The sequence below is a fragment of the Neobacillus sp. GCM10027624 genome (genome assembly GCF_042675345.1).
Classification (GTDB): Bacteria; Bacillota; Bacilli; order Bacillales; family Cytobacillaceae; genus Neobacillus; species Neobacillus cucumis_D.
Genome location: NZ_JBHTHD010000008.1, coordinates 562126 through 583141, shown reverse-complemented (window position 1 = coordinate 583141; position 21016 = coordinate 562126). Strand labels below are relative to the sequence as shown.

General features: G+C 38.9%; 19 protein-coding genes. 11 read left to right on the top strand and 8 right to left on the bottom strand.

What is annotated here, in order from left to right:
* Positions 1-281 precede the first annotated feature (281 nt).
* The 7 genes from gyrA to dnaA all read right to left on the bottom strand — a co-directional run bounded on the left by gyrA (position 282) and on the right by dnaA (position 9466).
* The gene (gene gyrA, locus ACFQZ9_RS14040) at positions 282-2837 is read right to left on the bottom strand and encodes a DNA gyrase subunit A (protein ID WP_498944260.1); all 2556 of its coding nucleotides are present in this window, start codon (positions 2835-2837) and stop codon (positions 282-284) included.
* 172 nt (positions 2838-3009) lie between these two features.
* On the bottom strand, positions 3010-4932 hold the full coding sequence (gyrB, locus tag ACFQZ9_RS14035; protein ID WP_198311031.1) for a DNA topoisomerase (ATP-hydrolyzing) subunit B: 1923 nt from the start codon (positions 4930-4932) through the stop codon (positions 3010-3012).
* A gap of 74 nt (positions 4933-5006) precedes the next feature.
* Positions 5007-5255, bottom strand: coding sequence for an extracellular matrix regulator RemB (gene remB, locus ACFQZ9_RS14030; protein ID WP_198311030.1), 249 nt, complete (start codon positions 5253-5255; stop codon positions 5007-5009).
* Between the two features lie 9 nt (positions 5256-5264).
* A complete protein-coding gene (recF, locus tag ACFQZ9_RS14025; RefSeq protein WP_498944259.1) occupies positions 5265-6383 on the bottom strand; it encodes a DNA replication/repair protein RecF in 1119 nt (372 codons plus the stop codon).
* Between the two features lie 14 nt (positions 6384-6397).
* The gene (gene yaaA / locus ACFQZ9_RS14020) at positions 6398-6616 is read right to left on the bottom strand and encodes an RNA-binding S4 domain-containing protein (protein WP_498944258.1); all 219 of its coding nucleotides are present in this window, start codon (positions 6614-6616) and stop codon (positions 6398-6400) included.
* A gap of 169 nt (positions 6617-6785) precedes the next feature.
* On the bottom strand, positions 6786-7922 hold the full coding sequence (gene dnaN / locus ACFQZ9_RS14015; RefSeq protein ID WP_198311027.1) for a DNA polymerase III subunit beta: 1137 nt from the start codon (positions 7920-7922) through the stop codon (positions 6786-6788).
* A 197-nt stretch (positions 7923-8119) separates the two neighbouring features.
* Entirely contained in the window at positions 8120-9466 is a 1347-nt protein-coding gene (gene dnaA / locus ACFQZ9_RS14010) for a chromosomal replication initiator protein DnaA (RefSeq protein WP_198311026.1), read from the bottom strand.
* 651 nt (positions 9467-10117) lie between these two features.
* Here dnaA and rpmH point away from each other — a divergent pair.
* The 11 genes from rpmH (at position 10118) to ACFQZ9_RS13955 (ending at position 20313) form a co-directional block, all read left to right on the top strand.
* Entirely contained in the window at positions 10118-10252 is a 135-nt protein-coding gene (gene rpmH, locus ACFQZ9_RS14005) for a 50S ribosomal protein L34 (protein ID WP_063255153.1), read from the top strand.
* Positions 10253-10333: 81 nt separating this feature from the next.
* Positions 10334-10678 (top strand): ribonuclease P protein component, encoded by a 345-nt coding sequence (rnpA, locus tag ACFQZ9_RS14000; RefSeq protein ID WP_498944257.1) that lies wholly within the window; start codon positions 10334-10336, stop codon positions 10676-10678.
* A gap of 147 nt (positions 10679-10825) precedes the next feature.
* Positions 10826-11602: a YidC family membrane integrase SpoIIIJ gene (gene spoIIIJ, locus ACFQZ9_RS13995; protein ID WP_498944256.1), complete on the top strand. Its 777-nt coding sequence runs from the start codon at positions 10826-10828 to the stop codon at positions 11600-11602.
* Positions 11599-12219: an RNA-binding cell elongation regulator Jag/EloR gene (jag, locus tag ACFQZ9_RS13990; protein ID WP_198311024.1), complete on the top strand. Its 621-nt coding sequence runs from the start codon at positions 11599-11601 to the stop codon at positions 12217-12219. The genes spoIIIJ and jag overlap by 4 nt, the downstream gene beginning before the upstream one ends.
* Positions 12220-12497: 278 nt before the next feature.
* On the top strand, positions 12498-13883 hold the full coding sequence (gene mnmE, locus ACFQZ9_RS13985; RefSeq protein WP_498944255.1) for a tRNA uridine-5-carboxymethylaminomethyl(34) synthesis GTPase MnmE: 1386 nt from the start codon (positions 12498-12500) through the stop codon (positions 13881-13883).
* Positions 13884-13938: 55 nt separating this feature from the next.
* A complete protein-coding gene (gene mnmG / locus ACFQZ9_RS13980; RefSeq protein ID WP_498944254.1) occupies positions 13939-15828 on the top strand; it encodes a tRNA uridine-5-carboxymethylaminomethyl(34) synthesis enzyme MnmG in 1890 nt (629 codons plus the stop codon).
* A gap of 20 nt (positions 15829-15848) precedes the next feature.
* Complete coding sequence (gene rsmG, locus ACFQZ9_RS13975) at positions 15849-16565, top strand: 16S rRNA (guanine(527)-N(7))-methyltransferase RsmG (RefSeq protein WP_498944253.1); 717 nt, start codon at positions 15849-15851, stop codon at positions 16563-16565.
* Between the two features lie 107 nt (positions 16566-16672).
* Entirely contained in the window at positions 16673-17548 is an 876-nt protein-coding gene (gene noc / locus ACFQZ9_RS13970) for a nucleoid occlusion protein (protein WP_498944252.1), read from the top strand.
* Between the two features lie 269 nt (positions 17549-17817).
* Positions 17818-18579, top strand: a complete 762-nt coding sequence (locus ACFQZ9_RS13965; protein WP_026573823.1) for a ParA family protein — start codon at positions 17818-17820, stop codon at positions 18577-18579.
* Complete coding sequence (locus ACFQZ9_RS13960; protein WP_198311018.1) at positions 18572-19426, top strand: ParB/RepB/Spo0J family partition protein; 855 nt, start codon at positions 18572-18574, stop codon at positions 19424-19426. The genes ACFQZ9_RS13965 and ACFQZ9_RS13960 overlap by 8 nt, the downstream gene beginning before the upstream one ends.
* A 173-nt stretch (positions 19427-19599) precedes the next feature.
* Positions 19600-20313 carry a DUF554 domain-containing protein gene (locus tag ACFQZ9_RS13955; protein WP_498944251.1) on the top strand — a complete coding sequence of 238 codons (714 nt, stop codon included), beginning with the start codon at positions 19600-19602 and terminating at the stop codon, positions 20311-20313.
* A 24-nt stretch (positions 20314-20337) separates the two neighbouring features.
* On the opposite strand, the gene yyaC is transcribed toward ACFQZ9_RS13955, so the two are convergent.
* Entirely contained in the window at positions 20338-20967 is a 630-nt protein-coding gene (yyaC, locus tag ACFQZ9_RS13950; protein ID WP_498944250.1) for a spore protease YyaC, read from the bottom strand.
* Positions 20968-21016: the final 49 nt, after the last annotated feature.

Genomic DNA, 21016 nt, shown 5'->3' with positions numbered 1-21016 from the left:
TCATTTGTTACGTTGGCTTCATTTCAAAAGAAATGAATATTATTGTTTGTTGACGTTTTTGTTTGTTTAGTTTTCAAAGATCATTTTCTCTTGGTCACCCAAAAGCGACTTTATTAATATACCATTCATTCAGTACTTCGTCAACATCTTTTTTTATCTTTTTCTTTTCATAAGACAAAGTTCTTATGCCGACCTAAATGATTATATCAGGTTCTCCTCGGGGAATCAAGGATAAAATAAAAAGAGAGGAACAACTTAAGTGTTCCTCTTCGCCTCTATTATTATTCATCTTCTTCTTTAATCGGTTGAACCTCTTCAGATGTATTCTCATTCACTTCAAGGTTCCCTTCAACTGCACTTTCATTTGTATCATTTGCATCTTCATTTGTTTCTTCTTCTTCTTCTTCCTTTTCCACCTTCGCTACGGTTGCAACAAATTCATGTTCATTTTCTCTCATACTGATTAGTTTTACACCAATCGTATTTCTTCCCATTGTAGAAATTCCGCCAACATCTATACGGATTAGCACACCGCCAGTGGTAATGAGCATTAGATCTTCTTCACCGGTTACGGCCCTCATCGAGACAAGATCACCATTTTTCTCGGTAATATGGCAAGTCTTAATACCTTTCCCGCCTCTGCCTTGGATACGGTATTCAGCTGCCGGAGTACGTTTTCCATAACCATTTTTGGTTACAATCAGGACGTCGTTATTCTCTTCTAACACTTCCATGCCAACGACTTCATCATCACTTTCTAACGTAATTCCTTTTACACCTGTGGCTGTTCTGCCCATTGACCTTACATCAGTCTCTGGGAAGCGGATGAGCATCCCTTTTTGAGTTCCAATGATAATGTGCTTATTGCCATCCGTTAGGCGAGCTGAAATGAGCTCATCGCCCTCCCGTAAATTTAAGGCAATCAAGCCATTATTACGGATATGAGCGAATGACGTTAATGGTGATCGTTTTGAGATTCCTTCTTTAGTTGTAAAGAACAAGAACCAATCATCTACAAATTCCTCGACAGGGATGATTGCATTCACCCATTCTCCTTTTTCTACACCGAGCAGGTTAATAATTGGAATTCCTTTAGCCGTCCGGCTGTATTCAGGAATCTCATATCCTTTTGATCGATATACTTTCCCTTTGTTCGTAAAGAAGAGAATCGTATCATGTGTGGATGTAGTAATGAGATGTTCAACAAAATCATCTTCATTTGTTCCCATTCCCTGAATACCCCGGCCGCCCCGTTTTTGGGCACGATAAGTAGAGACAGGAAGGCGTTTGATATAACCATTATGTGTTAAGGTAATGACAATATTTTCACGCGGGATTAAATCCTCATCCTCAATATTTTCAATGCCGCCAACTGCAATTTCAGTACGGCGTTTATCATTAAACCGTTCTTTAATTTCTAGTAGTTCCTCACGAATAATTTCCAGAACCTTTTCTTCATCTGCTAAGATCGCTTTTAATTCAGCAATTAGCTTAACTAGGCTTTGATATTCATCCTCAATCTTTTCTCTTTCTAAACCTGTTAAACGCTGCAAACGCATATCTAAAATAGCTTGGGCTTGCTTTTCAGAAAGGTTAAATTGGGTCATTAAGCCTTCTCGGGCAATATCGGTTGTTTGCGAGCTGCGAATTAAGTTAATTACCGCATCCAAGTTATCTAAGGCAATACGCAATCCCTCTAAAATATGGGCTCGCGCTTCTGCCTTTCGCAATTCAAATTCAGTTCTGCGGCGAATAACTACCTTTTGGTGATCTAAGTAATAAACTAAACATTGTTTAAGATTCAATACCCTCGGATGTCCGTCAACCAGGGCCAATGTATTGATACCAAAGCTAGTTTGCAGCGCAGTTTGTTTATATAAGTTATTTAAAAGAACGTTAGCATTTGCATCCTTACGAACCTCAATAACAATACGCATCCCTCTGCGGTCGGATTCATCCCTTAGATCTGTTATCCCTTCAATTTTTTTATCACGGGCTAATTCAGCAATTTTTTCAATTAACTTTGCTTTATTTACTTGGTATGGTAACTCATTGACAATGATAACTTCTTTACCATTTGATTTTTGTTCTATTTCTACTTTTGCACGAACAGTGATAGAGCCTCTGCCGGTTTCGTATGCTTTGCGGATTCCACTTCGTCCAAGAATAATACCACCGGTTGGAAAATCTGGACCAGGAATAATTTCCATCAATTCTTGGGTCGTTATTTCCGGGTCATGACTGACAGCTAATACTCCATCAATGACTTCGCCAAGCTGGTGAGGCGGGATATTTGTTGCCATACCAACGGCGATCCCTGTTGTTCCATTGACTAATAGATTAGGAAATCTGGCTGGCAGAACAACTGGTTCTCTTTCTTCACCATCATAGTTTGGCTGATAATCAATGGTATCCTTGTTGATATCTCGTAATAATTCCATTGAGATCTTCGACATTCTTGATTCTGTATAACGCATCGCTGCCGCCGCGTCGCCGTCTACCGAACCAAAGTTTCCATGACCATCAACAAGCATATAGCGGTAGTTAAAATCCTGGGCCATCCGAACCATTGTTTCATAAACAGCTGAGTCGCCGTGGGGATGATATTTACCAATAACATCACCAACGATACGAGCCGATTTTTTATATGGTTTGTCTGAATGGATTCCTAGATCATGCATTGCATAAAGAATACGGCGATGGACAGGTTTCAGCCCATCACGTACATCTGGAAGTGCACGGGAAACAATGACACTCATTGCATAGTCAAGGAAAGATGATTTCATCTCCTGACTAATATTTATTTCTTTAATTTGAGGATTTGATGTTTCAGACATTTTTGAAAACCTCCTATTCGGGGTGAAAATAGCCTTGAAACGTTCACACTGATAGGCAGGTAAACGAAAAAAGGAGGATAGTGGTCACCCCTCTACCCTTTTAATCAATCTAGCATGTTGCTTTCTTTTCTTATTGTATTAGTTACAGCCCCTCGAGGCGCTGGAGCTTGTTTTAGATATCTAAATTCTTAACGTATTTTGCGTTTTCTTCGATAAAGTTACGGCGTGGTTCTACCTTCTCACCCATTAGCATTTCAAAGGTTTCATCCGCTTCTATCGCATCTTCTAGACTAACCTGAAGCATAGTTCTTGAAGAAGGATCCATGGTTGTTTCCCACAATTGTTCAGGATTCATCTCACCTAAACCTTTATAACGCTGAATATTAGGCTTTGGCGCACTTGGGAGCTCTGCAAAGATCTTATCAAGTTCTTTGTCATTATAGGCATACTCAACTCGTTTTCCTTGTTGGACTTTATACAAAGGAGGCTGAGCTATATAGATATAACCAGCTTCTAAAATCTGTCTCATATAACGGTAGAAGAAGGTTAAGATGAGTGTACGAATATGTGCTCCGTCAACATCGGCATCTGTCATAATGACTACTTTATGGTACCTGGCTTTTGAAATATCAAAATCTTCTCCAATGCCTGTTCCAATTGCCGTAATCATCGCTCTGACTTCGTTGTTAGATAGAATTTTGTCTAGACGTGCCTTTTCTACATTGAGAATCTTTCCTCTTAGCGGAAGAATCGCTTGGAAATGACGATCTCGGCCTTGCTTCGCTGAACCGCCCGCTGAGTCACCCTCAACGATATATATTTCACTCTCAGAAGGATCCTTTGAAGAACAATCCGCTAATTTCCCAGGTAAACTGGATACTTCTAAAGCACTTTTACGTCTCGTTAATTCCCTCGCCTTTTTTGCCGCTAGTCTTGCTCTAGCCGCCATTAAACCCTTTTCTACAATCTTCTTTGCTACTATTGGGTTTTCCAAAAGGAACTTATCAAAATGGCTTGCAAATAACGCATCTGTAATAGCTCTTACTTCAGAGTTGCCAAGCTTGGTTTTGGTTTGTCCTTCAAATTGCGGGTCAGGGTGCTTAATCGAAACGATAGCAGTTAGACCTTCCCGAACATCTTCACCTGAAAGATTGGCATCTGCCTCTTTAATTAAACCATTTTTCCGAGCATAATCATTTATAACCCTCGTCAAAGCGGTTTTAAAGCCCGACTCATGTGTTCCGCCTTCGTAAGTATGAATATTGTTTGCAAAGGAGTAGATACTCTCTGTATATCCCTCATTATATTGAAGAGCCACTTCGATACTAATTCCGTCACGTTCACCCTCGATATAAATTGGGTCTTCAAAAATGACTTCCTTTGTACGGTTTAAATGTTCAACATACGATTTAATACCGCCTTCATAATGGTACTCACTCTTTTTATTTTCAACACGTTTATCTTCAATGGTTATTCTTAAGCCCCTGTTAAGGAAAGCAAGCTCACGAATCCGTGTTGCAAGGGTATCGTAATCGTATTCCAATGTTTCGGTAAAAATTTCTCCGTCCGGTCTAAAACGTGTGATTGTACCGGTTATATCGGTTTCCCCAATGATTTTTAAATCGGCAACCGGAACTCCGCGTTCATATTTTTGATAGTGAATATGACCGTCACGATGAACAAAAACCTCAAGTTCTGTTGACAGTGCATTTACAACGGAGGCACCTACACCATGTAGCCCTCCGGATACTTTGTATCCGCCGCCGCCAAATTTCCCTCCGGCGTGAAGTACCGTCATGATAACTTCAACAGCAGGCCTTCCCATTTTTTCCTGGATTCCAACAGGGATTCCCCGGCCATTATCCTTTACGGTAATACTGTTATCTTTTTCAATGATGACATTAATTTCAGTACAATATCCTGCCAAAGCCTCATCAATACTATTATCAACGATTTCCCAAACAAGGTGGTGAAGACCTTTACCGCTTGTCGACCCAATATACATCCCCGGTCTTTTTCGAACAGCCTCAAGTCCTTCTAACACTTGTATCTGGTCGGCTTCATATGCTTGTTCTTGAACTGTGTTTTGTTCCATTGTCAAAGCTTTTCACCTGCACTTTCTTACAAAGTCAAACTATATTTCAAAAGTAGAAGATTATTTATACGTCTTTATAAATCTGATTGATTTTTTTGACTTGAACGTTTCTTTAAGGTCCCGGAAGCAATTGGGGATAAAAAAATTTTGTCGGAGGTTATCACGACCGACTTATAGGGGTTTTTTGAAAGGTTAATGACTTTATCTTCATGCTGAAGTAAAAACTCCTCTACCATCACAGAAGATTTTGCACTCTCTTTATCTAGAATCGAAATAATGTCCCTTGCCCTGATATTTAAATCCTCCCCAATATGAATATACACACTCCCACCTCAATCCACTTTCTTGATCACACCGGATTCTACTTCAAATGTTGAAGCATCTTTTAATGTTTGATGGTGAATTCCATCAACACTTGTTGTTGTTACAAATGTCTGAACCCTTCCTTGAATGGTATTAAGCAGATGTGACTGACGATAGTCATCTAATTCTGATAACACATCATCAAGGAGTAAGATTGGAAACTCGCCTATCTGTGAATGAATTAATTCAATTTCGGCAAGTTTAACAGAAAGAGCGGTTGTCCGCTGCTGCCCCTGTGATCCGAAGGTTTGCACATCCCGATTATTGACGAAAAACAATAGATCGTCACGATGGGGACCAAACAGAGTTGTCCCGCGTTCTATCTCTCTTGTTTTAACCTTGTTGAATTTTTCTTCAAAGGATGCTACCATTTTCGACAAATCTTGGCCTTCTAATACATCCACCGATGGTTTGTACTCAATTTTAAGCGATTCTACCCCTCTGGAGATGCCGCTATGGATAGGCTCTGCCCATTTTTGAAGCAGCTGCAGGAACTCAAATCGCTTATTAATGATTTTCACCGCTGTTTCAATAAACTGGTCCGTTAATATTTCGAGCATTGTTTGGTCAGACTGTTTTTTTATTTGCATCATTTTCAAAAAATGATTTCTCTGTTGAAGTATTTTTTGATATTGACTCATATCATGTAAATAGACTGGTGATACCTGACCAATTTCCATATCAATAAAGCGCCTTCTCACCTGTGGACTGCCCTTTACCAAGTTTAGATCCTCCGGCGCAAACATAACGACATTAAGGTTTCCGACATATTGACTCAATTTCTGTTGTTCAATGTGATTGCACTTTGCCTTTTTCCCCTTTTTGGAAATCACCAGTTGCAGTGGCAAAGAACTATACTGTTTTTGGATTCTACCTTCTATTTTAGCATACTCTTGATCCCAACGAATAAGATCTTTGTCATTTGAGGTCCGATGGGATTTAGCCATGGCTAAAACATAGATGGACTCCATTACATTGGTTTTCCCTTGGGCATTTTCACCCAAGATCACATTCACTTTATTTTCGAATTCAACGGATAATGTTTCATAGTTCCGATAATCTTTTAAGGCTAATTGTTCAATATACATGAACGTAACATCCTCTATTTTTCCGTAATAAGGAATTCTCCGAATCCAGGTATTTTCACCTTGTCCCCTCGACGAAGTTTTCTTCCTCTTCTTTGATCTTGTTCACCATTAATAATAATTTGATGCTCACTTAAAAACCATTTTGCCATTCCACCGGTTTGAATCACATCCGCTAGTTTAAGAAATTGCCCTAATGTAATAAATTCTGTGTCTATTTCTATTTTGGCAGACATAATTAATCACTCATTTCAAAAAATGATCTCAATACTTTATTTTACTAAAAAAATCAGTTAGATACAAAGAAATCTAAAAAAAGCTGCCATTTATTGTGGCAGCTCTATATTTTTTTATAAAAATTCATCCTGGACTTTGAGAATGACCCAGTCCAGCACTTAGGTCTTTTTAGTACGTTCTTACCGGTAAAATTAGTTGCAGGGTTGTTTCATCATGAAGCGGGCGAATAAGGAAGGGCCGCATCGCTCCGGTAAAACTGATACAAATATCAGTGCCCTCCAATGCTTTTAACGCATCCATCATATATTTTGCACTAAAGGAAATTTTTAATTCCTCGCCTTCAATCGATTGGCTTTGAATCTCTTCGACAACCTTACCAACCTCAGGTGTATTAGAAGAAACCTCGATGATTCCTCCCTCATTTGTTGTGAATTTAACAACATTATTTCTACCTTCACGAGCAAGCAAAGACGCACGATCAATAGCCTGTAAGAATGCCTTTGTATTTACAGTTACATCCGTTTTGCTTTCATTTGGAATCAATCGGGAAGTATCCGGATAGTTGCCTTCTAACAGTCTTGAGAAGAACAATAAATGTTTCGCTTTAAATAAAATTTGATTTTCTGTTATCACTATGTCAATTAATTCATTGGAATCATCAATAATCTTACTTAATTCATTCAAACTCTTTCCTGGGATTACCACATTATAGGTCTCACTATTTTCTGCTTCAATTCTTACTTTCCTTAATGCCAAGCGATGGCTATCTGTTGCAATACAGATTAACTCCCCGTTTTCGATCTTCCAGTTTACACCTGTCAAGATGGGGCGTGTTTCTGAGGTGGACACAGCGAACACCGTTTGCCTGATCATTGCTTTTAATAGATCTGTTGCAATATGGAATTTATTATTTTCCTCAATTTGCGGGAGGTGTGGATATTCCTCTGCATCAAGGCCATTTAAGTTAAATTCAGATTTTCCTGAGCGTATAACCGTTTGCAGCGAACCAAGTACTTCAATTTCAACTGTATCTGTCGGGAGTTTCTTTACAATTTCACTAAAAAACTTTGCTTGCAAAACAATGGCCCCGGTTTGTATGATCTCAACGATTTCATCCCCAGCCTCTTCTTTTGGAATAAAAGATTCAATCGATATATCCGAGTCACTTCCTGTTAGGGTAACCCCTTCCTCTGCAGCAGTAATTTTAATTCCCGTTAAAATTGGAATAGTTGTTCTGGAAGTGACTGCCTTCATCACATCTTGAACACTTTGAACGAGGCGGTCCCGTTGAATGATAAATCTCATTTTAGAAATTCCTCCGATTAAGCATATTTTTAATGACGATAACATATAATAATATTTTTTAAAAAAATAGTAGAAGTACTAGTAGGGCCTGTTGATATGTGGATAACCCTATTTTATCAAAGGAAACACAGCCTATCCACATGTGGACAGACTGTGCATGAATGGGTAAAAGTTATTCACATAATTAACCTTGTAATTTAAACCTTTAACAGTTCATTTAATTCTTTCATTTGCTTTTGCAGCTGTGAATCGCTTTGCAGCATTTTTGAAATTTTTTCATGGGCATGGATGACGGTAGTATGATCTCTGCCGCCAAACTCTTCTCCTATTTTTGGGAGGGAGTGGTCCGTTAATTCCCGTGATAAATACATCGCAATTTGCCTCGGGAAAGCAACTGACTTTGTCCGTTTTTTTGCTTTAAAATCCTCCAGCTTAACGCCAAACTGCTCACCAACAACTCTTTGAATATCAAGAATGGTAACCACCTTTGGTTTAGAGCTTGGAATGATGTCCTTCAATGCTTCTGCTGCTAAGTCTGCATTTATATCCTTATTAATTAATGATGAATAAGCGACAACCCGAATAAGCGCACCTTCGAGTTCACGGATGTTTGAATCAATTTGATTGGCGATGTACAACATGACCTCATTCGGAATATCCAATCCTTCTGCTTTTGCTTTCTTGCGGAGGATGGCAATCCTTGTTTCGAGATCAGGTGGTGTAATATCGGTAATGAGCCCCCATTCAAAACGTGAACGCAGACGGTCTTCCAAGGTTGGAATTTCTCTTGGTGGACGGTCACTTGAAATAATAATTTGTTTGCTTTCCTCGTGAAGAGCATTAAAAGTATGGAAGAATTCCTCTTGGGTCGATTCTTTTCCGGCCAAAAATTGAATATCATCTATTAGCAGGACATCAACATTTCGATATTTATTTCTAAAGCTTTCAGCTTTATTGTCACGAATCGAGTTAATAAATTCATTTGTAAATTTTTCTGATGATAAATAAACGACTTTTGCCGCTGGATTATGATCCAATACATAATGGCCAATCGCATGCATTAAGTGGGTTTTACCCAATCCTACTCCACCGTATATAAATAAAGGATTATAGGCCTTTGCCGGTGCTTCAGCTACAGCTAGCGATGCTGCATGAGCAAAACGGTTCCCTGAACCGATTACGAACGTATCAAAAAGGTACTTAGGATTTAAGATGTTTTGCGGAAAGTCATTTTGATCTTCTTCCTTTTTTGCCTTTTTTGGAGGCGCCGGTACATCCATTTCTTCCTCATTTTGATTATGCGGAATAATAAATTTCACAGATAGTTCTTCTCCGGTAATTTCATAGAGAATACCTGCGATTAACTGGGAATAGCGCTCCTCGAGCCAATCACGTGCAAATTCATTCGGTGCAGTGATTACAAGGAGATTTCCTTGTAGGGAATGAGCTTTTGTCGACTTGAGCCAGGTATCAAAGCTAGGCTTGCTAATTTTTTTCTCTATATTAGCCAGCGCTGCATTCCAAAGATCCGCAATATTTTCCAACGAGTTTCCCCTCCTTTTCAAAATGATAAATCGTGTAACTTCACTTTAGATAATAAAGTCTAGCCCCGAAAGTTCCGTGAAAAACCAAGTTATACAAGCTGTACAATCTATTAATTTATAAATATACGAAACAGTGGTTGTGGAAAAATATATAATAAGGAAATAAAGTGGAGTTTCGACAATATCCACTTCCTGTGGACAAGTTTCTGCAGTACACTTGAACAACCTATCCACAAGATATCCACAAACTGTGGATAAAGATAAATTAGGGCAAAGTTATTCAGAGTGAAAACACAAATATAATATCAAATAATAGCAAGAGGTGCAATGCTTTTTCGCAGTTTATCCACAAGAGGGGCATCCTGTGGGTAAAAATTGTCCACAAGTATTGGCTTTGTGAAAAAACTGTCGATAACTTGTGAAATGTGCAAAAAAAATGTCGATTACTTATCCACAAGCAAAAAATGAGAGGATAATCTGATCCTTGACTTTAGTTTTAAAAAAAAAAGCAAAATCATGTACGTTAAAAAAATTGGAAATAAGGAACAATAGCTCGAGAGTAGTTGACAATCTTATGTAGACGTCTTTATAATAAATAAGACTGTCAAAGGCATTAAACTTGATAGCTATTCCTCAGGGAGGTGTCATATAATGAAAAGAACATATCAACCAAATAAACGTAAGCACAGTAAAGTTCACGGTTTCCGCAGTCGTATGAGCTCAGCAAACGGACGTAAAGTTCTTGCTCGCCGTCGTCAAAAAGGAAGAAAAGTATTATCAGCTTAGACCACTGAAACGTCTCAGTGGTCTTTTTTCTAATTTAAGGGGAAAAATATTACTGAGACTATTCAGACTGAGGGTGTTTTGATGAGGAAAGAATTAAGGGTCAAAAAAAATAAAGAGTTTCAAGAAGCCTTTCAAAAGGGGTTTTCCTTTGCAAATCGACAATTTGTTGTCTACTCATTAAAAAAAGAGGGTCAGGAAAATTTTCGAATTGGCTTGTCGGTCAGCAAAAAAATTGGGAATGCCGTTACCAGAAACCAAATAAAACGATATATTCGGCAGGCAATTTTTGAATTAAAGGATCAGCTGCATGCAGAAAATGATTACATCATTATCGCGAGAAAGCCTGCAGCGGAAATGGACTTCTTTGAAGTAAAAAAGAGCTTAACGCATGTTTTAAAGGTAGGAAAGGTTTTAAAGAAACGTTAAAAGGACAATAATTTGAGTATTTCCCTTATTTACTTTGTAATAAGACTTTTTATACAAGAAAATGGTAAAATAATTTATAAGTTAAACATACATAAATAACATTTTTTACATTAAATATTTATTTTTTGGACAAGGAGGAAAATTTGGTTGAAAAAAAGAATATTACTTTTGTCGGGGATGCTTTCTTTATTCCTGTTCCTAACGGGATGCAGTCAGATTAAGCAGCCGATCACATCAGAAAGTACGGGATTTTGGAATCAATACATTGTTTATCCATTATCTTGGTTTATTAAAGAAGTGGCTCATTTGCTTGGCGGAAGCTTTGGATTATCGATTATTGTTGTTACAATCCTCATCCGCCTGGTTATTTTGCCGCTTATGATTAAGCAGACAAGAAGCTCGAAGGCGATGCAGGCGCTTCAGCCGCAGTTAACGGAACTTAGAAAAAAATACAGCTCTAAAGATCAAAAAACTCAACAAAAATTACAGCAGGAAACAATGGCACTTTTCCAAAAAAACGGTGTAAACCCAATGGCAGGATGTTTTCCATTAATCATTCAAATGCCGATTTTAATTGGTTTTTACCATGCAATCTCGAGAACAAGGGAAATCGCCCAGGACAGTTTTTTATGGTTTGACTTAGGTGAAAAGGATCCTTATTATATTTTACCGATCATTGCAGGGGTTACGACGTTTATCCAGCAAAAAATGATGATGGCCGGTACGGAAAACCAAAATCCACAAATGGCGATGATGGTTTGGATGATGCCGATTATGATTGTCATTTTTGCGTTTAACTTTCCAGCTGCACTTTCGTTGTACTGGGTAGTCGGAAATATTTTTATGATTGTTCAAACCTATTTTATTAAAGGCCCGGAACTTAAGTCGCAAGCCACGGGCAATGCGGGGGGAGCAAAGAAGTGAAACAGGTAACTGCTACAGGACAAAATGTCGAAGAAGCAGTAGAATCAGCTTTAGCTCAATTACAAACAACGAAGGACCGCGCAGAAATCGACATTATCGATGAAGGAAAAAAGGGGATTTTTGGCATTTTTGGTTCACGTCCGGCAGTGGTAAAGGTTACCGTAGTCATTGATCCAATTGAGGAAGCCCAAAATTTCCTGAAAAGCATCAGCGAACAAATGGGAGCACCGGTTGAAATTGAAGTAAAACGCGAAGGAAAACAAGTTAATTTTGTTTTAACAGGGGAAAAGATTGCTCTATTAATCGGAAAAAGAGGACAAACCTTAAATTCCTTGCAGTATTTAACTCAGCTTGTCATCAATCGCTCGTCCAATCGATATTTGACCGTTATTTTGGATGCTGAAGACTACCGAAACCGCAGGAATGAGACTTTAATTCAATTAGCTCATCGTCTTGCCCAAAAGGCTGTTAAGACTGGGAAAGATGTGGCACTGGAGCCGATGCCATCCTATGAACGCAAAGTTATTCATTCTGCGTTATCTGAAAATAAACGGGTTAAGACTTTTTCAGATGGAACTGAACCACATCGGTACATTGTGATAACTCCATCTAAATAAAAAAACAAAAAGGCACTTTATCAAATCGATAAAGTGCCTTTTTGTTTTTCGCTTATTCCTATTTCTTGTTTTTAAAAGCCTGTGCGTAACTTTTTTTGAGAAAATGTTTGTTTTATTGTTATTCACATGTGGATAAGTTAAAATATAAGATAAATACTTGTCGTTGTGGATAATTCTGATTGCTTTTTTAACTGAAACTGATGTGATATTCTAGTAATTTGGAGCAAAATATCATTTCTTCTATAGATTATTTTTTGCAAGTAAGAGAGGTGAAAACAATGGAGTTTGATACGATTGCGGCGATTTCGACACCGATGGGTGAGGGTGCAATCGCCATTGTACGATTAAGTGGTGATGATGCCTTTAACATTGCTAATAAGGTTTTTAAAAGTATCAGTGGGAAAAGGCTGGTTGATATGGCTTCCCATACGATTCATTATGGCCATCTAATTGATCCAAAAGATGGACAAGTGGTGGAGGAAGTAATGGTTTCGCTTATGAAGGGGCCAAAAACCTTTACAAAAGAGGATGTAGTTGAAATTAATTGCCACGGTGGAATCGTTTCTGTTAACCGGGTGTTGCAGCTTATATTAAATAATGGAGCACGGCTTGCTGAACCGGGTGAATTTACAAAGCGCGCTTTTTTAAATGGGCGCATCGATTTATCGCAGGCAGAAGCAGTTATGGATTTAATCCGGGCAAAAACAGACCGGGCAATGAACGTCGCATTGGGGCAGATGGAAGGAAGATTATCGCGATTGATTCGCGGTTTGCGCCAGGAAATTTTAGAAATCCTTGCCCATGTGGAAGTGAATATTGATTATCCTGAATACGATGATGTCGAGGAAATGACTCATAAAATGCTGAAGGAAAAAGCGGCTTATGTACGGGAAGAAATTAAGAAGCTTTTGCAAACCTCTCAGCAGGGGAAAATTTTACGTGAAGGCCTATCAACGGTTATTGTTGGCCGCCCAAACGTAGGGAAATCTTCGTTATTAAATAGTTTGGTTCACGAAAATAAGGCAATTGTCACGGATATCCCAGGGACAACCCGTGATGTCATTGAAGAATATGTCAACGTAAGAGGTGTACCGTTAAGACTTTTAGATACTGCGGGAATCAGGGAGACTGAAGATATTGTTGAACGGATTGGGGTTGAACGTTCCCGACAGGTTTTACGAGAGGCCGATTTAATCTTGCTCGTTTTAAATTATTCTGATGAGTTAACAATGGAGGATGAAAATCTATTTAAGGCTGTTGAAGATATGGATGTGATTGTCATTGTTAACAAAACTGACCTTTCGCAGAAAATTGATTTAGATCGGGTTAAGGACCTAGCTGCAAGGCATAGGCTCGTGACAACTTCTCTTCTCGAAGACCGTGGGGTTGACGAATTGGAAGAGGCTATCTCCTCATTATTTTTTGCCGGCTCAATTGATGCAGGGGATATGACTTATGTTTCAAACAGCCGCCATATCGCTTTATTGAATCAAGCAATACATTCGATTGAGGAAGCTATTGACGGAGTCGAGATGGGGACTCCGATTGATATTGTTCAAATCGATTTAACAAGGGTCTGGGAACTGCTTGGGGAAGTTATTGGCGATAGTGTCCATGAAAGCCTAATTGATCAGCTATTTTCACAATTCTGTTTAGGGAAATAAAATTAGAAATAAATTTTTTACATTCCGAGACATTCGGAAATTGGAGGAACCTTTAATGCAATACGAAGCAGGAAGTTACGACGTCATTGTCGTCGGTGCAGGTCATGCGGGCTGTGAGGCCGGTCTTGCGGCTGCACGGCTTGGCGCAAAAACATTAATGATTACCATTAATCTCGATATGGTGGCCTTCATGCCATGTAATCCTTCTGTTGGCGGACCAGCAAAAGGGATTGTGGTGCGTGAAATCGATGCACTTGGCGGGGAAATGGGTAAAAATATTGATAAAACCTATATTCAAATGAGGATGTTGAATACAGGGAAAGGTCCTGCAGTAAGGGCACTCAGGGCACAAGCTGATAAATTTGCCTATCAACATGAAATGAAAAATACGCTTGAAAATGAATCGAATTTAACTCTTTTACAGGGAATGGTTGAACGTCTGGTTGTCGAAGACGGAGTTGTTGTTGGTGCCGTTACCAAAACAGGTGCAACTTACCGTGCGAAAACAGTGGTAATTACGACCGGTACCTACCTTCGCGGGGAAATCATCCTTGGTGAATTAAAATATTCAAGTGGTCCAAATAACCAGCAGCCTGCTGTTAAGTTATCAGAGCATCTAGAAGAGCTTGGCTTTGAACTTGTTCGTTTTAAAACAGGGACACCACCCAGAGTTAACAGCCACACGATTGATTACAGCAAAACAGAGATTCAACCTGGGGATGAACACCCACGAGCTTTTTCATATGAAACAACCCAATACATTACTGACCAGCTCCCATGCTGGTTAACATATACGAATGAACAAACCCACCTATTAATCGACCAGAACCTCCATCGTTCACCGATGTATTCTGGAATGATTAAGGGGACAGGGCCGCGTTATTGCCCATCCATTGAGGACAAGGTCGTACGCTTTAATGACAAACCGCGCCATCAAATTTTTCTTGAGCCGGAAGGAAGAAATACACAAGAAGTATATGTTCAGGGATTATCAACAAGTCTGCCGGAAGATGTCCAACAGCAAATCCTAAAAACCATACCTGGTCTCGAAAATGTTCAAATGATGCGCTCAGGTTATGCTATCGAATATGATGCCATTGTACCAACACAGCTATGGCCGACACTCGAAACAAAGATTGTCAAAAATCTTTACACCGCTGGCCAAATTAATGGGACCTCTGGATATGAGGAAGCAGCTGGTCAAGGACTCATGGCAGGAATTAATGCCGGACTCAATGCTTTAGGCCTGGAGCAATTAGTGCTAAGCCGCTCAGATGCGTATATTGGTGTTTTAATTGATGACCTGATTACCAAGGGGACAAATGAACCCTATCGCCTGCTTACATCACGTGCAGAATATCGTCTTCTTTTACGACATGATAATGCTGACTTAAGGTTAACGGAAATTGGCCATGAAATTGGATTAATCCGTGAGGAACGATATCAGCAATTTTTAGCTAAAAAAGAAGCGATTGAACTTGAAAAGAAACGATTATGGTCATCAATCATCAAACCTTCAAAGGAAGTTCAGGATTTAATTAAAAGCCAGGGCGGCAGTGAACTAAAAGATGGCATTCGTGCATCTGACCTGTTAAAACGTCCCGAAATGTCCTATGAACATATTGAGGGTCTTACCCCTAGTGATGTTACTTTGGATACTGAAATTAAAGAACAAGTTGAAATCCAAATTAAATATGAGGGATATATTGAAAAATCACTTCAGCAGGTTGACCGCTTAAAGAAAATGGAGAATAAGAAAATTCCTGAAAATATTGATTATGATGCGATTAACGGATTAGCAACAGAGGCGAGACAAAAGTTGAAAAAAATTAAACCGTTATCGATTGCCCAAGCATCAAGAATTTCCGGGGTAAACCCTGCTGATATTTCCATTCTGCTTGTTTATTTAGAACAGGGCAGGATTGCCAGGGTAGCAAATGAATAAATAAGCGAGGAATTTCATCGATGAATGTTGAACAATTTGAATCCATGCTGGGGGAAAAGGGAATTACCCTTTCCTCAAGGCAGTTGGAGCAATTTGAAATATATTACGAAACTCTTGTTGAGTGGAACGAAAAAATGAATTTGACAGCCATCACGGATAAAGCCGATGTGTATTTAAAACATTTTTACGACTCCATAACCGCGGGCTTTTATTATGACTTTACAAAAACCTTTCATCTATGTGATGTCGGGGCGGGTGCCGGATTTCCGAGCATTCCTTTAAAAATTGCTTTTCCGCAAATAGAGATCACAATTGTTGATTCACTCAACAAGCGAATCTCATTTTTAAACCATTTAGCAAGTGTCCTAAAGTTGGAAAATGTCCAATTTATCCATGACCGCGCCGAAACATTTGGAGTGAATCCAAAATATCGAGAATCGTTTGATGTTGTTACGGCAAGAGCAGTTGCCAGAATGTCTGTTTTAAGTGAGCTATGTTTGCCGCTTGTGAAAATAGATGGTCATTTTATCGCAATGAAAGCTGCGCATGCCAAAGATGAATTAGAAGCAGGTCAAAAGGCCATTTCAACCCTCGGCGGAAAATTGGAAAAGGTGTTTACATTTACATTACCAATTGAAGAAAGTGAACGGAATATTTTGATCATTAAGAAAGAGAAACAAACTCCAAAGAAATACCCGCGTAAGCCAGGTACCCCTGGTAAAATGCCGATTGAGTAATAAAAAATGGAACAGAATCAATTTTTGAAAAATACCCTTGAATGGCAGGAAGATATTATTTGAATAGAGAATAAATAATAGGGAGTTTCGTAAAGGTGGTGTTGGGGATGAGGCATTCGTTTACACGCTTTTTTGGTCTTGGCGAAAAGGGAGAACAAGACCTAGAACTTGAGAAAGAACTTGAAATTGAAAGTGAAAGTGAAAGAAATGAAGAAATTAAGAAGATACCAATTGACAATATCTTTCCAAATCGTTTCCAGCCCCGGACGGTTTTTGATGATGAAAAAATTGAGGAATTGTCACGAACCATTCATATTCATGGAATTATCCAGCCGATTGTTGTAAGACAATTTGACAAAGATCGGTACGAAATTATTGCCGGTGAGCGGCGCTGGCGTGCCATGAAAAAGCTGGGGTGGGATGAGGTTCCTGCGATTGTTAAGAATATGTCGGATACTGAAACAGCTTCTGTTGCCTTAATTGAGAATCTGCAGCGGGAAGAACTTTCACCGATTGAAGAAGCAATTGCATATGGCAAACTGCTGGAGCTTCATAATTTAACCCAAGAGGCTTTAGCACAGCGTCTTGGAAAAGGGCAATCGACCGTAGCGAACAAGCTTCGGCTGCTCAAGTTGCCACAGGAGATTCAGGAAGCATTATTAAATAAAATTATAACGGAGCGTCATGCCCGTGCGTTGATTCCTTTGAAGAATCCTGAGAAACAGGTCCTGCTTTTACAGGAAATAATGGAGAGAAACTTAAATGTAAAGCAAACTGAGGACCGCGTTGTAAAACTGCTTGAACAAAAAAATCAAAAGCCAAAACCAAAAAGAAAAGCATTCAGTAAGGATATGCGAATTGCCGTAAATACAATTAGGCAATCCTTATCGATGGTTTCAGATAGTGGAATAGATCTTAATGCAGAGGAAGAAGAGTTTGATGAATTCTACCAATTCACCATTCGAATTCCGAAGAAAAAATAGAATAATGGACAGATGGATCAAACATTAATTGTTTGGTCCTTTTTTATGATCGATTGGATGATAATGGTATTTATTGAAATAATCCTTTGCATGAATATTTTTCGAAAAAAAACAAAAACAAATCTATTTCGTGATAAAATAGTTACCATGGCCATTTTGTTTTTGAAAATAGCAAATAGTCATTTTCTTTGTAATGGCAAATTAACAGTTTAATAGATGAATATTTGATAGAATATAAGTAAGAATTAGGATAAAAGGTAGGTGACATTGTGGGCAAAGTTATTGCAATCGCGAATCAAAAAGGCGGAGTCGGCAAAACGACTACCTCTGTCAACCTAGGCGCCTGCTTAGCATACATAGGGAAAAGAGTACTTTTAGTAGACATTGACCCGCAAGGAAATGCAACAAGCGGTATTGGAATTGAAAAGGCAGAAGTAGAACAGTGTATATATGATGTTTTAGTCGACGACGTTGAAGTGAAGAATGTCATAAAGCCATCGTCTGTTGAAAATTTATATGCTGTACCAGCAACCATTCAACTCGCAGGTGCGGAAATTGAGTTAGTACCAACCATTTCACGCGAAGTCAGACTAAAACGAGCTCTTGGTGAGGTAAAGGATCAATTTGACTATATTATTATTGATTGTCCGCCATCCCTCGGATTACTGACCATTAATGCCTTAACAGCATCTGATGCAGTGTTAATTCCCGTGCAGTGTGAGTATTATGCATTAGAAGGGCTAAGCCAACTTTTAAATACCGTTAGGCTTGTTCAAAAGCACTTAAATCAGGATTTAAAAATTGAAGGTGTTTTATTAACGATGCTGGATGCCCGCACAAATTTGGGGATTCAAGTAATTGAAGAAGTGAAGAAGTATTTTCAGGACAAGGTATATAAAACGATTATTCCGAGAAATGTACGTTTAAGTGAAGCGCCAAGCCACGGAGAACCAATTATCACCTATGATGCTAGATCCCGTGGTGCCGAAGTATATTTAGATTTGGCAAAGGAAGTGGTCTCGCATGGCTAAAGGATTAGGAAAAGGACTTGATGCATTTTTTCCTAATATGGAGGTTAATAAAGGTGAAGCGGTCCAAGAGATAAAATTGAAGGAATTGCGTCCTAATCCGTATCAACCTAGGAAAACCTTCCAACAAGAGGCCATAGATGAATTAAAGGCATCCATTTTAGAGCATGGCATCCTCCAGCCTCTTGTCGTCAGGAAAAGCATTAAAGGCTATGAAATTGTCGTGGGCGAGAGACGTTTCAGGGCGGCAAAGGAAGCAAAGCTTCAAGCGGTCCCTGCCGTTGTCCGCGAATTGTCAGAGCAGCAAATGATGGAATTGGCTGTAATTGAAAATCTTCAACGGGAAGATTTAAGCCCGATTGAAGAGGCAATCGCTTATCAAACCTTAATGGAAAAGTTAAAACTGACACAGGAAGAGGTAGCAAAGCGATTAGGAAAAAGTCGTCCGCATGTAGCGAACCATGTCCGTCTCCTCTCTCTTCCGGCTAAAATTCAAGAGTTAATTTCAAATGGGAAAATCTCCATGGGACATGGCCGTGCCTTACTTGGTCTACGTCAAAAGGAGAAGCTCCCAATTTTAGTTGAAAAGGTCATGAACGAAGGCTTAAACGTCCGCCAGCTTGAAAAACTTATTCAACAATTAAATGATAATGTTTCACGTGAAACAAAAAAGCCTGAAAAGAAAAAGGATGTCTTTTTACAGGAACGTGAGCATTTTCTCCGTGAGCGGTTTGGCACGACAGTTAATATTAAGCATTCGAAAAATAAAGGGAAAATTGAAATTGAATTCTTCTCACAAGAGGATTTGGAACGTATCCTTGAAATTCTTGACCAAGAATCCTCTGTCTAAACCATCAATAGATGGTTTATTTTTTTACCAACACAATATATTGTATGTTAGTTGTTGTTATCTTCAATATATTGTATTTGGTAATAATTTTAAAAATCTTTCATTTCAAAATAAAATATGATAATTTAATACTATTAAATACTTCGAGAGACGAATAATAGGGGAATCAGTAAATGTTTTTATTAGGAACGCTTGTAAATGGTGCATTAATTATTATTGGAAGTCTTCTTGGAAAGCTATTAAACCGGATTCCAGAGAGTATGAAAACTACCGTTATGTATGCGATTGGATTGTCTGTCATGGTTCTGGGGCTTCAGATGGGCTTAAAAAGTGAAAATTTCCTAATCGTGATCTTAAGTCTAGTTATGGGTGCTGTAATTGGGGAGCTTTTTAAATTAGAAGAAAAGCTGAATGATTTAGGGCACTGGCTGGAGAGTAAGGTGGGCTCTAATGGAAAAGGAAGTATCTCTGAAGGGTTTGTTACAGCAACCTTAATCTTTGTAATTGGGGCAATGGCGATTATCGGGGCACTTGACAGCGGAATCCGTGGGGATCACGATGTCCTGTACACCAAATCGATTATTGATGGATTTACGGCTTTGATTTTAACGACAACACTTGGAATTGGTGTTTTATTTTCGGCAGTTCCGGTCCTGCTTTATGAAGGGGTAATTGCCTTGTTTGCCACCCAAATTGACCGTTTTGTGCCGCATGCCTTAATGGATCAATTTATTGTTGAAATGACAGCTACTGGCGGGGTGATGATTTTTGCCATTGGTTTAAATCTTACCGGTATGATAAAAATTAAAGTCGCTAACCTCCTCCCTGGTATTCTCGTAACAGGAGTGATCGTTACAGTACTATATAATTATCATCATTTCTTTTAATCCATTTTAAAAAGCAATCGGCTGTTAATCACCGATTGCTTTTGTTTGTTCTTCTTCCCACTCCCAATTGACCTCATTCCAGCTTTCCTTTGGATTAGGAAGACTCGCTTGATAGATTCCACCTGCAATCGTCTTTGCCATTTTCATAACAAGGTTTAATCGTGTATTTTGCAAAACGAAAAACTCCATAAACCCGCTTACATTGACAATTCCGGTAATATGTAGCTCTCCTACTGCCGGAAGCTCTTTGTTCACGCCTGCGCCGGGCTTCACAGGTCCGTCTCCAAGCTGGATTACACCAACATTTTTAACACGGCCAAGGCAGGCATCAATTCCAATAATAAATGGGTTGTCATGCTTATTTTGAATTTCAGTTAATTTTTCTTTAAGATTTACCGCATGAATCGGTTCATCTAATGTTCCGTAAACGTAAAAGGATTGAAGGTTCTTCTCCTCTAACAGGCTTCCTACAAGAGGACCTAAGGAATCTCCTGTCGAACGATCCGTGCCGATACATACAAAAACAATAGGACGTTCAGACGAATCAGGAATTTTTAAACGTAATTCCTCAGCAAGGTTTTCCGCTGCATGGAAATCATCATAGCATATACGAGTTTTCGCTTTTCGATCAAAAAAACCTGCTTTGAGATTCATTAAGTCCCCTCCAAAATCTTGACAATATATTTTTATTAGTATACGGATT

Coding starts and splice junctions, on each gene's coding strand:
- gyrA (WP_498944260.1), bottom strand. CDS start 2,837: ATGTCTGAAACATCAAATCCTCAAATTAAAGAAATAAATATTAGTCAG.
- gyrB (WP_198311031.1), bottom strand. CDS start 4,932: ATGGAACAAAACACAGTTCAAGAACAAGCATATGAAGCCGACCAGATA.
- recF (WP_498944259.1), bottom strand. CDS start 6,383: ATGTATATTGAACAATTAGCCTTAAAAGATTATCGGAACTATGAAACA.
- yaaA (WP_498944258.1), bottom strand. CDS start 6,616: ATGTCTGCCAAAATAGAAATAGACACAGAATTTATTACATTAGGGCAA.
- dnaN (WP_198311027.1), bottom strand. CDS start 7,922: ATGAGATTTATCATTCAACGGGACCGCCTCGTTCAAAGTGTTCAAGAT.
- rpmH (WP_063255153.1), top strand. CDS start 10,118: ATGAAAAGAACATATCAACCAAATAAACGTAAGCACAGTAAAGTTCAC.
- rnpA (WP_498944257.1), top strand. CDS start 10,334: ATGAGGAAAGAATTAAGGGTCAAAAAAAATAAAGAGTTTCAAGAAGCC.
- mnmE (WP_498944255.1), top strand. CDS start 12,498: ATGGAGTTTGATACGATTGCGGCGATTTCGACACCGATGGGTGAGGGT.
- mnmG (WP_498944254.1), top strand. CDS start 13,939: ATGCAATACGAAGCAGGAAGTTACGACGTCATTGTCGTCGGTGCAGGT.
- rsmG (WP_498944253.1), top strand. CDS start 15,849: ATGAATGTTGAACAATTTGAATCCATGCTGGGGGAAAAGGGAATTACC.
- noc (WP_498944252.1), top strand. CDS start 16,673: ATGAGGCATTCGTTTACACGCTTTTTTGGTCTTGGCGAAAAGGGAGAA.
- ACFQZ9_RS13960 (WP_198311018.1), top strand. CDS start 18,572: ATGGCTAAAGGATTAGGAAAAGGACTTGATGCATTTTTTCCTAATATG.
- ACFQZ9_RS13955 (WP_498944251.1), top strand. CDS start 19,600: ATGTTTTTATTAGGAACGCTTGTAAATGGTGCATTAATTATTATTGGA.
- yyaC (WP_498944250.1), bottom strand. CDS start 20,967: ATGAATCTCAAAGCAGGTTTTTTTGATCGAAAAGCGAAAACTCGTATA.